Annotated in this window: 6 protein-coding genes; 5 read left to right on the forward strand and 1 reads right to left on the reverse strand. The window is 39.4% G+C overall.

Translation table 11 applies throughout. The features are described from left to right. Positions 1 to 31: 31 nt before the first annotated feature. The 3 genes from GN217_RS00175 (at position 32) to GN217_RS00185 (ending at position 3297) form a co-directional block, all read left to right on the forward strand. Positions 32 to 826 carry a 3D domain-containing protein gene (locus GN217_RS00175; RefSeq protein WP_156854125.1) on the forward strand — a complete coding sequence of 265 codons (795 nt, stop codon included), beginning with the start codon at positions 32 to 34 and terminating at the stop codon, positions 824 to 826. 276 nt (positions 827 to 1102) lie between these two features. Continuing rightward, positions 1103 to 2296: a glycine C-acetyltransferase gene (locus GN217_RS00180; protein WP_156854127.1), complete on the forward strand. Its 1194-nt coding sequence runs from the start codon at positions 1103 to 1105 to the stop codon at positions 2294 to 2296. Between the two features lie 41 nt (positions 2297 to 2337). Continuing rightward, a complete protein-coding gene (locus GN217_RS00185) occupies positions 2338 to 3297 on the forward strand; it encodes an L-threonine 3-dehydrogenase (protein ID WP_156854129.1) in 960 nt (319 codons plus the stop codon). Positions 3298 to 3509: 212 nt separating this feature from the next. Here the strand turns inward: GN217_RS00185 and GN217_RS00190 are convergent, their stop codons facing one another. Beyond that, positions 3510 to 5129 carry an ABC-F family ATP-binding cassette domain-containing protein gene (locus GN217_RS00190; RefSeq protein WP_156854131.1) on the reverse strand — a complete coding sequence of 540 codons (1620 nt, stop codon included), beginning with the start codon at positions 5127 to 5129 and terminating at the stop codon, positions 3510 to 3512. Between the two features lie 270 nt (positions 5130 to 5399). On the opposite strand from GN217_RS00190, the gene GN217_RS00195 reads away from it, so the two are divergent. Together GN217_RS00195 and GN217_RS00200 are read left to right on the forward strand one after the other, a co-directional pair. After that, positions 5400 to 6032 carry a hypothetical protein gene (locus tag GN217_RS00195; protein ID WP_156854133.1) on the forward strand — a complete coding sequence of 211 codons (633 nt, stop codon included), beginning with the start codon at positions 5400 to 5402 and terminating at the stop codon, positions 6030 to 6032. A gap of 368 nt (positions 6033 to 6400) precedes the next feature. Continuing rightward, the gene (locus GN217_RS00200) at positions 6401 to 13708 is read left to right on the forward strand and encodes a Cna B-type domain-containing protein (RefSeq protein ID WP_156854135.1); all 7308 of its coding nucleotides are present in this window, start codon (positions 6401 to 6403) and stop codon (positions 13706 to 13708) included. Positions 13709 to 13754 lie beyond the last annotated feature (46 nt).

Below are 13754 nucleotides of genomic sequence, written 5' to 3' on the forward strand. Positions count from 1 at the left end.
AGTGACTGTCAGAAATTAAGGAGGAATTGATTTGAAGAAAATAGTAGCGGCTTTAATGACGGGATTAGTCTTGTCAAGTGCAGCTGTAACTACTGCTTCAGCAGAACAGCACGAAGTTCAATCAGGAGAAAACCTATGGGATATCGCAAATGAGTACAATACAACGGTTGACAAACTTGTCCAAGTCAATGATTTAAAAACGACAGTGATTCAACCAAAGCAAACTTTATATATAAATAACACTTACGTCGTACAACAAGGAGATACCTTACTCAGTATCGCAAAAGAACATCAAGTTTCCCTCGAGGAACTAAAAGAGTGGAATGACTTGGATTCAGAACTGATTGTCATTGGTCAGAAATTAGAAATCCAAGGTGTAGCTGCCGATCAAACGGTGAGTGAGGCTCCTGAAGCAAAAGCAGAACAACCGGCTGCGGAGAAAGAAGAAGCAAAAGCAACACAACCGGCACCAGAACAACAAACAAGCAACAATACAGAAGATTCATCTAATAAAACAAAAGAACAAAAGCCCGAGGGGAAAACAATTTCCGTAACATCAACTGCATATACAGCAAGTTGTGATGGCTGTTCAGGAGTTACTTACACTGGCATTGACTTGAATAAGGATCCGAACGCTAAAGTAATCGCAGTAGACCCGAATGTGATTCCCTTAGGTACGAAAGTTCATGTAGAAGGTTATGGTTATGCAATTGCAGCTGATACCGGCGGAGCAATTAAAGGAAATAAAATCGACGTTCACGTCCCATCGAAAGACGAAGCAAATAACTGGGGTGTGCGTACTGTTAACGTAACAATTGTAGAGTAATAGATTTGGAATACTAACACATAGATAAAAAGGAAAGCATCTATTTAAATGGATTGCTTTCCTTTTGTGCTTAACTTATATATTTCCTTTGGTGAATGCGATTAGAGTGACAGGAAGTTTATCACGCATTAACGGTCTGTAATACCCCCAATGAATGAAGTTCCACTTTTTGGAGGAAAAAATCGGGGTAGCTTTTAACTTTTGCTCGTGTCTATGTTAAACTTATAGAGAGAAAAGTAAGCGCATACATCATTGTGTTAGGGAGGGTTTATTCATATGTCTAGTAAAGCGTTGGAGCAGTTTCTGCGTGATAATATTGCAGATTTAAAGAACAGGGGTTTATATAATGAAATTGATACGGTGGAAGGAGCAAATGGACCGGAGATACAAATCGGCGGCCGAAAGCTGATCAATCTTTCCTCAAACAACTATCTGGGACTTGCAACGAACGATACGCTTAAAGTGGTGTCGAAAGAGGCAATTGACACCCATGGAGTAGGAGCAGGGGCAGTCCGAACGATCAATGGCACACTTGATTTACATCAGAAGTTAGAAGAAAAAATAGCAGCATTTAAAGGAACAGAAGCGGCAATTTCCTATCAATCTGGTTTTAATTGTAATATGGCTGCCATTTCGGCTGTCATGAACAAGGATGACGCTATTTTATCCGACGCATTAAACCATGCCTCGATCATTGATGGCTGCCGGCTTTCCCGAGCGAAAATCATTCGCTATAATCATTCGGATATGAATGACTTACGAAAGCAAGCAAAGGAAGCGGTTGAGTCTGGTAAATTTAATAAAATTATGGTCATAACGGACGGCGTTTTTTCAATGGATGGGGACATTGCAAAACTTCCTGAAATCGTGGAGATTGCGGAAGAACTAGACCTCATCACATATGTCGATGATGCTCACGGGTCTGGTGTACTCGGAAACGGTGCCGGAACAGTAAAACATTTCGGTCTCCAGGATAAAGTTGACCTGCAGATGGGGACGTTATCAAAAGCGATTGGCGTTGTCGGAGGTTATGTAGCAGGGAAACAAAACCTGATTGATTGGTTGAAGGTCGCTTCTCGTCCGTTTTTATTCTCGACAGCAGTTACCCCGGCAGATGCAGCAGCGAGTACAAAGGCAATCGAACTATTAATGGAAAGCAATGAATTAGTTGAGAAGCTTTGGGAAAATGGCGCTTATTTGAAAGCGGAATTGAAAAAGTTAGGCTTTGATATTGGGAATAGTGAAACACCAATCACCCCAGTCATTATCGGTGAGGAGAAAGTGACACAGGAATTCAGCAAACGTTTGTTTGAATCTGGCGTCTATGCAAAATCGATTGTTTTCCCGACGGTTCCACGGGGTACTGGACGTGTCCGCAATATGCCAACAGCAGCACATACGAAGGAAATGCTTGATGAGGCGATTGAAGTTTATAAAAGAATTGGTAAAGAGATGGGCATGATTGAATAAGAAGAATATAGATATAGAAAAAGAGTGAAAGGAATTTTGCCATGAAAAAAATTCTCGTAACAGGCGCATGCGGCCAAATCGGTTCGGAATTGGTGATTAAACTACGAGAGCTTTATGGAGAAAATAATGTGGTTGCGACAGATATTAAGAAACCGCAAGATGGGTCAGAAGATTCCTTATTTGAAATAGTAGATGTCATGGATGAGAAGCATCTCTATGAAACTGCGAAAAAGCATCAAGTGGATACGGTGCTGCACTTAGCTGCAATATTATCGTTTAAAGCAGAGGAAACGCCAAGGCTTGCTTGGAGATTAAACATGGGCGGTTTGGTAAACGCCTTAGAAGTTGCTCGTGAGCTTAATCTTAAGTTTTTCACACCAAGTTCCATCGGTGCCTTTGGTCCGAAAACACCAAAGGAAAACACCCCACAGGAAACATTGCAACGGCCTACCACGATGTATGGGATTAATAAAGTGGCGGGAGAGCTACTCGCGGACTATTATTTCGAGCGTTATGGTGTTGATACGAGAAGTGTTCGTTACCCTGGACTCATTTCTTCCAAAACATTGCCAGGAGGAGGCACGACCGATTATGCTGTCGAGATATTCTATGAAGCACTGAAAAATAAAAAATATAAGTGCTATATTGCTGAGGGGACGTATATGGATATGATGTATCTTCCTGATGCGCTTCAGGCGGTGATTGATTTAATGGAAGCAGACCCGGATAAACTCATTCACCGAAACGCATTTAATATTACAGCATTCTCCGCCGCCCCAGAAGATTTCGCAAAGGTGATAGAGCAGCATATCCCGGATTTCCAGATGACTTATGAAGTCGACCCGGTCCGGCAAAGGATTGCGGATAGCTGGCCGAACCGCCTTGACGCAACAGCGGCTAGAGAAGAGTGGGGGTTTAAATATAATTATGATTTGGAAAAAATGGCGAAGGAAATGCTTGAGCTGTTAAGTAATAAATTAGGGTTAAACTATGTATCTTGAGATTAAGCGAATCAGAAAAAAGACATGAAGAAATATGTGTGTATTTCGTTCATGTCTTTTTCTTGTTGAGGTGCTTTTGTAATTGAACAGCTGCAGATGCTGTTTCTTTGGTTGATTGGTAGTGCTCTAGCGCCCAGCATCCGAGCACAAATCGCTATTTCAGTATGATGCAATACGAAAAACGTCCCTCCATAAAAAGAGGAACGTTCATCTTATGCATACATTTTATCGATTTCTTTCTGCAATGCTTGCTCACGCACATAATCATCGTAGCTCATCTGTTTATCGACGATTCCGCTTGGTGTAATTTCAATCAGGCGGTTCGCGATACTACTCACAAATTGATGGTCATGAGATGTAAACAGCATGGAGCCTTTAAATTTGATCAATCCATTGTTTAGGGATGTAATCGATTCTAAATCCAGGTGGTTTGTCGGCTCATCCAAGAGAAGCACGTTCGCATTGGAAAGCATCATTTTCGAAAGCATGCAGCGAACTTTTTCTCCACCGGAAAGGACCTTCGCCTTCTTCAACGCCTGTTCTCCGGAGAACAGCATTCTCCCTAGGAAGCCGCGAAGGAATGTTTCTGTTTGGTCCTCTGGTGAGTATTGCCGGAGCCAGTCAACAAGATTCAATTCTACTCCCTCGAAGTACTCTGAGTTGTCTTTTGGGAAATAGGACTGGGAAGTCGTCACGCCCCATTTAAATGTCCCAGCATCTGGTTCCATTTCACCCATTAAAATTTTAAACAATGTCGTTTTCGCAATATCATCACGGCCGACGAGTGCAATCTTATCATCCTTATTCATGATGAAGCTTACATTATCAAGCACGACCGTATCGCCAATTTTCTTCGTTAACCCTTCTACGCGCAGTACATCATTCCCGATTTCCCGCTCCGGTGTGAAAGCAACATATGGATATTTTCTCGAAGAAGGCTGGATATCATCAAGCGTAATATTATCAAGCATCTTTTTCCGGGAAGTCGCCTGCCTTGACTTCGAGGCGTTCGCACTAAAGCGAGCGATAAAGGCTTGGAGCTCTTTAATCTTTTCTTCCTTTTTCTTATTGGCGTCGGCTGCCATTTGTGCCGCTAATTGACTCGATTCATACCAGAAGTCATAGTTTCCGACCGTAATCTGAATCTTACCGAAGTCTACGTCAGCAATATGAGTACAAACCTTGTTCAAGAAATGACGATCGTGGGAGACGACAATGACGGTATTCTCAAAGTTGATCAGGAATTCTTCTAACCACTGAATCGCTTGGATATCAAGACCGTTCGTCGGTTCGTCGAGTAAGAGAATATCAGGATTCCCGAATAAGCTTTGGGCAAGCAGGACTTTAACCTTCTCATCATCAGCAAGCTCGGACATCAACTTATCATGAAGCTTTTCACCAATACCTAATCCTTTCAAAAGAATTGCAGCATCAGACTCTGCTTCCCAGCCGTTCATTTCCGCGAATTCGCCCTCAAGTTCAGCAGCCCGGATTCCATCAGCCTCAGAAAAATTTTCTTTCATATAAATTGAATCCTTTTCCTGCTTTACTTCGTATAATTTACTATGACCCATTAAAACGACTTCAAGCACTGGATATTCTTCGTAAGCGAAGTGATCCTGTTTTAATACAGCAAGCCGCTGGCCAGGGGTAAGGGACACTCCTCCAGTCTGAGGCTCAATCTCGCCGGATAAAATTTTAAGAAAAGTGGACTTACCTGCACCATTTGCACCAATTACTCCATAACAGTTACCTGGAGTAAATTTCAAATTAACATCTTCAAACAGCTTTTTATCGCCGAAACGTAAGCTGACATTTGTAACTGTAATCATATAAATCCTCCATTATAAAAAAATCCAGGCTGTTTAAAACGAACAACCTGCCCGATTCGTATTAATCGTAACTATCCACAGTAAGCTTACGTTATTTGAGGGGATTCGTCAATGAAAAATCGCTTGTCTTACGCATTTTAACAGGGATTGAACAAGTACCCGAAAAAAATAATAAAATGGTTAAAAAAAGAACTTGGCGAAAAATGATTTTTGTGTAATAGTAGATTGTAGCTCGCCTCTTTATATGGACTGAAGAAAGGGGGAATGATAATGAAAGAAAGAGAGATTTATTTTCTATTTACAGATACGGGAACCAGTTTAGCAAAAGTGATCAACTTCTTTACAAGGCGGGATTTGAATCATGTCTCCATATCCTTTACGAAGGATTTTACAACAGTATATAGTTTTGGTAGGAAACGGCCTAAAAATCCATTTATTGGTGGGTTTGTCCAAGAGGATATAACGAGTGACTTCATGGCAAACGCGAACTGTGCCGTTTATTCACAAACGGTCAGTGAAGAAGAATACCGAACGATGGTGAGGAAAATACAAGAGATAGAGATGAGGCAGCATGAATATCGTTATAATTTCATCGGATTGTTCGGTGTTCTGTTCCGAGTTAAAATAAAACGGCGTTCTGCCTTATTCTGTTCCCAATTTGTGGCGACTGTAGTCCAAGATTCAGCGAAATTCAATTTTGAAAAGCCGACCTACTTTATAACACCGTATGATATCCGGAAATCATTGGAAAACAAACTAATCTACTACGGGAAACTAAAATATTACAGAGAAAGCTTACAACCGCTTCCGGCACCCCAGCTAGTCCTGGATGAACGCACCATACCAAAGCAATCATTTTTATTTCATATATCTAATAAATTTAAACGTTTAGTCATTAAATAGGAGGAACCGTCGCTGCAGAGCGAGAGGCTCCTTTTTTTATGGATTATCGTTAAGAATCACTTGTTTTGGTGGAACAGGTGCGGAAGGAGGGTGAAGTGTGCTGAGTGAAAGGAAGAAAGTATATAATAAGGAAGATTTGGAGTCCCAGCTCTTTAGGAGTTGGGACTTTTTTTGATGTGAACAATAAGCTGTTAGACCGTTCTCTATAAAGGACAAAGGTTTTTCATTAAATACTCACCGCCAAGATAGTTCCTTGTACTCATAATTCGAATAATTTCGATGGCCTTCAAAAGAATTGTATAGTTTTTGTTTAGAAAGCATATCTATACTTAGGTTTGGTAAAAAATGAAGGGAAAGGGGTACGAGGAATGTCTAGGGAAATGGGCAGTAGAATCAGTATATTGTTCGCAGTAATGTTACTGTTTCAAACCTTGCTAAGCAGTTTTGCTTATCCGGGCCAGATTTTTGCAACAGGTTATAATGACTCTGTCTTTACCGGTATTGTGGCCGAAGAGACAGGCGAACAACAGGATTCCTGGCATGGAACAGTTGAATTGGTCGACGTACAAATTAATTGGTCCATCGAACATCTAGAGATTGAACCAGGAAACACGGACTCGCTTCAACTTTCTGATGATCTGTCAATAGATGAGAATCAAACAGGAAGACTTCTTACGAAAGAGGGAGTGGATATTGGGGAATATGCAGCTACAACAAACAATACCGTAGTGGTAACCTTCGAGGAAGCAACGGAAGAATATCCATACGCTAAGGGAGAATTTGTTGTGGAGGCGACGAAGCTACATGTGGAAAGTGAAGATGTTAGCTCAGAAGAAGTTGCTGAAGAGGAAGATGAATCTACAACAAATCCTGAAGAGGAGGTTAATGTGGTAGAAGAAACTCTTGAAGAAGACGAGGAAGCTTCAGAGGAAGTGGGAAACGAAGAAACATCTGAAGAGGATTCCACTGAGCAAGATATAGCAAATGTGGAAGATGAAGAACTTACTGATGAAAAAGATTCAGAAGATAAATCAGCAGAAAAGAAAGAGGAGAAGGAAAGAACAGCTGGTACGTTTGCTGAATTGGAGAATATTTTTACCTTTAAAAGCTTTACATTTGATGGTAATGAGATAGAAGACGGTTCTATCATTGATATAGATGACGGTACTGTAGTCCAAATAGAATTTCATTGGGAAACAGACAACCATGCTAAAAGCGGTGACACCGTATCGATGCAGCTTCCGGACATATTTAAACAGGTTAATATAACAAATCAACCAATAATAACTGACGGTGTAAATGTTGGAGAGTATAGTATTATTGATGGCGAACTTAGATTTGTCTTTAATGAAAATATTGAAGATAGTGCTGTTCAAAACGGCTTTGTAGGTTTAAATTTACAATTTAATTTAGAAAAATTCCAAGAAAATACAATACAAGAGATCCATTTTAATGATAAAAGTGATAAAACACTTACGGTCATTGCAAAACCAAAAGGGGATATTAGTGCTATCACAAAAGAAGGTCATCCTGATCGAGATTTGAATGCAAGAGAAATAACTTGGACAATCGATATTATGAATGACCATGAGGAACCAATAACAAATGCAACTTTAGAGGATGTTATTCCAGATGGCTTAGGTGTACCAAGAGATTTTGTTATCAATGAATTATCTGTTGGATTGAATGGAGATAAGCGCGTTGGTGATGAATTTAATGCAAATCCGCAAGTGGATGGCAATAAATTTAATATTGAATTTGAAAATATAGCACCATACCAAGGTTATAGAATTCAATATACAACAACGATAGAAGATTATACGATTGATAGTTTTACAAATGACGCATTGTTTTCTTATGAAGGTTCGGAATTACATGCGGAGGCAACTGTAGGTGGACTTGAGCGAAGCAATCCAATAGAAAAAAGTGGAGTGTATAATGATAAAACTGGACAAATAGACTGGACGATTATAGTTAATGAATCTGGTGGTGAGATTGATGAGGCAATTGTAAGGGATGAACTACCAGATGAATTGAGTTTAGTAGAAGGATCTATAAAAGTTCATAAGTTTAATAGCAATTGGAATTGGATAGAAGAAAGAAGTGCTGAGAAGTTCCCAATCAATTTAGGTCAAGTAGGATCTGATGAAATTTATCAAATTACATTTAGCACAAATATCGACTGGTCAAAAATTAATGATGGGGATTATCAACTTGACAATGAATTTACGAATCACACTGAATTATACGATGGAGAAATGAAAATAGGGGAAGATGATGCGAAGGTAGAGTATTCGAGACAGTCACTCCTTGAAAAATCAGGAAACTCCAATGTAGATTATGACAATAAAACACTTACTTGGACGATTGATGTTAATAAAGCGAAACATCCAGTAAATAATGTTGTTGTAACCGATTTGATTCCAGCGGGATTGAACATTTCTGAAGATGATATTCTTATAAAAGATGAAGAAGGAAATGAAATTACGGCTGAAAGTATAACAATTTCAGATGCAGATGATGGAAAACAGAAAGTTAGAATAGACTTAGGAAATATTGGTGACAAACATATTAAAATTACCTATACAACTGAAATTGAAAACTTTAAGATCGATAACTTTGACAATGCCGCTTTTATGGAAGGTGATGGCATCGGTGAAGGTACACCTGGTGATAATCATGAAATAACGCCCCCAGCAAATAGCTTTGCCAAAAAATTTGGTGGGATAGATTATAATGAGAAAACTATTGATTGGAATCTTACAGTTAATCCAATAAGAGAAGATATAGCTGAATTAAAAATAGTTGACACCTTTCCTAACAAAGGGTTGATACTGTTACCGGAAACACTAAAAGTAACCATTGGAAATCAAACTCTTAAAGAAGGTATAGATTATAATTTATCGCCAAATACAGAGGGGGAAGAGACTGGCTATCACAAGGGATTTATACTTGAATTTTCTGGAGATAGCTTACCGTTAAATGCTCAGGTTAATATAACGTATAAAACGTCATATGATCCACAATTAGAAGTTGAAGGTCATAATCCAGATCCGCATATAGGTGAAGAAAACCAAGCGAGAATTTATAAAAACCAAGCTACATTCATCGGAAAAACTGTAAATAATAATGATTTTACAGTAGAGAGAGATGCACAAACAACAGTGAGAGAAGATTCTTGGAACAGTGGTAAAAAAGAAGGCCAACGTGTCCGCAAAGACAGTAAAGGAAACCTGGTTGATGGCTGGCAAAGTGGTTCAGAAAGAAAAATTGCTTGGCAGCTATATACGAACTACCAAAAGCAAAACCTTGGACCGGGTGTTGTCATTACAGATACATTGGCTTATGAAGGAACGATTGATCCAAACAGTATCAAAGTATCAGTCTATGAGGTAGCTGCTAATGGTGGAACAAACATTACAGGACCTGTGATAGATGACTATACAGTTACCGTTGAAGGTGATGAGTTCACTTTAACATTTAATGATAATTTTGAAGTAAAAGAAAGATATGTCATCGAATTTACAACAACAGTTCCAAATATTTCGCAACCAAAATACACAAACAACGCAAAAGTTAAAGTTGGCGGGGATGAATATCTTTACTCAGGAACGGTTAATTATGACAAACATAATCGATTCCTGGAAAAAGGAACGATTGGACTGGACGGTAATCAAGTTTTCACCGGAGAGGAAATTGACTGGCAAGTTACTGTGAATGAAGGTCTATCAACTATCTTGCAGGATGTTGTCATTACAGATACGATAAGTCCCGGATTAGTTTACGTTGAAGACAGTCTGAAAATCACTAAATTGGGTGAACCCACTTTAGTGAAAGGCGAAGATTACTCTCTTGAAGTAACCGTAAATGAGAATGACGAGACCATATTAGAAATCAAATTATTAGATGATCTAGAAGAGACCTTAGTGTTAAACTACACAACTGTTGTAACAGAAACAGATGGTGAAGTTAACAATACTGCTAGTTTTAAAGGAACTGGCATCGATGAAAAAACGGTTGAATCTGAACGTATAAGTGCAAGAGAATTTTCTTGGGTAGGCGGAGAATTTAACCCAAAAAGAGGAGCAATTGTGGTTACAAAGGTAGACTCTGAGGAAGAAGAAGTAATTGCAAATAATGAAGCTACCTTTATCCTTGAGTTTGACTTAAATGGTGAAAGAGTCCAATTTGGAGATGAATTCACTACAGAAAATGGTGTTCTGGAAATAGGTAACTTGCCTCTTAGAACCTATTATCTTATAGAGGTGGAGTCACCAAATGGATATGTTTTATCAAATGAAGAAATAGAAATGAACGTGGATGAACCATATGGTAACAACAAAAAAGTTTTTGAAGTAGATTTTGAGAATACAAAGGAAAAAACAGATATAACTGGAACTAAGGTATGGAAGGACGGAGAATCCGTTAGACCAGATTCTATCCAGCTTCAATTATATAGAGGTGGGGAAGCCTATGGTGAACCTGTTACCTTAGAAGATGGAGAAACAGAATATACTTGGACTGATTTAGATGTAACAGATATTGATGGAAAGGTATATGATTACACGGTTGATGAAGTTCAGGTTCCAGACAATTTTAAGAAGACAATATCAGGAGATGGCTTAACTGTTACAAACGAATATCAGGTTGAACAAGTAACTGTCTCTGTGAATAAGGAATGGGTAGATGCAAATGACCAAGACGGCTTGCGTCCTGATTTTATCAAAGTGAAACTGCTTGCAAATAATGAGGAAACAGATCTTGAATTAACTCTAAATGCAGAAAACAGCTGGGAAGGTGCATTCACTGAATTACCAGCAACAGACCGTGCAGGGAATGAAATCACCTACACAATCGAGGAAGTAGCTGTTAAGGGTTATGAAAGTGAAGTAGAAGTTAATGAAGAAAATCCATTTGATTTCAAGCTTACAAATACCCATGTACCGGAATTAATTAATGTAGAAGGCACAAAAAAATGGGATGACGCCAATAACCGAGATGGTAATCGCCCAGAAACTATTACGGTAAATCTTTTAGCAGATGGTAAGCAACTTGATTCTGTTGAAGTAACAGAAGAAGACAATTGGAAGTACAGTTTTACAGATTTGCCAAAATATAAAGCTGGAAAAGAAATTACCTACACCGTTACAGAGAGTACGGTAGAAGATTACTCTCAAGAAATTGACGGCTATAATATTACGAACAGCTACACACCAGAAGAAACAGTAGTCACTGTGACGAAGCATTGGGATGATGCGAATAACCAGGATGGTAATCGTCCAGAAAGCATTCAAGCACAATTAACGGCAGATGGCGAATCATTTGGTGAACCAATCGAGTTAACGCAAGAAAATAATTGGACTCACACATGGTCAGAGCTACCATTAAATAGTGATGGAAAACCAATCAAGTATTCCGTAAAAGAAATATCAGAACTAGAGGAATATGATATGGCAGTGAATGATGAGGATCACGGTAACATTATCATCACAAACAGCTACACACCTGAGGTAACTAAAGTTTCTGGAGCAAAAACATGGAATGATGGTGACGACCAAGATCGTAAACGTCCAGATTCCATCACTGTAAATTTACTAGCAAATGGTGAGCAAGTTGATTCTGCTGAGGTAACTGCAGAAGACAAGTGGAAATACAGCTTCACAGACTTACCGAAATATAATGCCGGTGAAGAAATTGTATATACCGTTACTGAAAACTCAGTAGACAAATATACAACAGAAATTGATGGTTATAATATTAAAAACCATTACACACCTGGACAGACAAGTGTCACGGTTACTAAAAATTGGCAAGATAAAGATAATCAAGATGGCAAACGCCCTGATGCTATCGAAGTACAGTTAACAGCAAATGGTGATACGATCGGTGACCCTGTTGAATTATCAGAAGAGAATAACTGGACTTACACATGGACAGAACTCGATGAAAAAGCAGCAGGAGAAGTAATTGATTATTCTATAATAGAATTAACCAATTTACCAGGGTATGAGATAGAAGTTAATGATGAAGATAGTGGGAACATCATTATTACAAATAGCCATACACCGGAAAAGATCAATATCGGTGGGACTAAAACGTGGGATGACGCCGATAACCAAGATGGAATTCGTCCAGACTCGATTACTGTGAATCTATACGGCAACGATCAATTAATTAAAACAGCTATCGTGATGGAGGCAGACGATTGGAAGTATCAATTTACAGATTTACCGAAATTCGAAAATGGTAATGAAATTGTCTACACGATCACTGAAGATGCGGTGGAAGGCTATGACACGATAATTAATGGTTTTAACATTACAAACAGCCATACAGCAGAACTAACCGAAGTAACCGGCACGAAAACGTGGGATGATGCTGACAACCAAGACGGCGTTCGCCCAGACTCAATCACGGTCAATCTTTTAGCAAATGGCAATCAATTTGATTCTGTAGAAGTAACAGCAGAAGATAACTGGAGCTATAGCTTTATAGATCTACCGAAATACGATAACGGCGAAGAAATTGCTTACACGGTTACAGAAAATACGGTCACGGATTACACGCAAGAAATCAATGGTTATGATATTACAAACCATTACACACCAGGCGAGACCGCAGTAACTGTAACAAAGCATTGGGATGATGCTGGTAACCAAGATGGCAAGCGACTTGATGCTATCGAAGTTCAGCTAACTGCCAATGGTAAGCCGGTTGGTGACCCTGTTGAATTATCAGAAGAGAATAACTGGACGCATACTTGGACTAAGCTTGACGAGAAAGCTGCAGGCGAAACGATTGTCTACTCTGTAGAAGAATTAACAGAAGTACCGGAGTATGATACAGAAATCAATGATGAAAATCATGGTAACATCATCATTACAAACAGCTACACACCAGAAACCATTACTATTTCCGGTGAGAAGACGTGGCTCGATGGTGACAACCAAGCGAATGACCGACCGGAAGAGATTACAGTTGATCTCTTGGCAAACGGTGAAGTTGTTGCGAGCATGAATGCGACGGAGGCAGAAGACTGGAGCTATCAATTTACAGACTTGCCGAAGTACAGTGCTGGTAAAGAGATTATCTACACGATTGAAGAAGTCCCGGTAGAAGGATATGAAACAATCATTGATGGTTATAACATAACGAACCTCCGTGTCGGTACGATTGATGTAGAAGGTGTGAAAACATGGGTTGGTGACAGCGAAGAAGTGCGGCCGGAATCCATCACAGTCCATCTTTTACAGAATAATGTCGTCATCGATACGAAAGAAGTAACGGTAACAGACGACTGGAAATACAGCTTCACCGATCTTCCAGCGTTTGACGAAGAGGGTGCGACATATGTTTACACCATTGAAGAAGAAGCGGTGAAAGATTACGAAACAACAGTCAACGGCTATGATATTACGAACACGTATACCGTAGAAGTTGAGGAAGGTGCAGAAGATCCAAAGGACGGGGAGGACAAAGATAAAACTCCGGGTACACCGGTTGGTAAAGAAGATAAAGAAACATCAGCAGGTGTAGAAAGAACAGATTCAGATTCTGGAAAAGGCAGCAAACTTCCAAGAACAGCGACAAATATCTTTAATCTGTTGGCTATCGGAATTGCTCTAATTGTTCTGGCAGCCGCCATTACAATCTATCGACGAAGAAAATCTGCATAAACAAACAGAAAGACTCTAACCGTCTAAACGACAGTTAGAGTCCTTT

The sequence above is a fragment of the Oceanobacillus sp. AG genome (genome assembly GCF_009746545.1).
In the GTDB taxonomy this organism is placed as follows: domain Bacteria; phylum Bacillota; class Bacilli; order Bacillales; family Amphibacillaceae; genus Oceanobacillus; species Oceanobacillus indicireducens.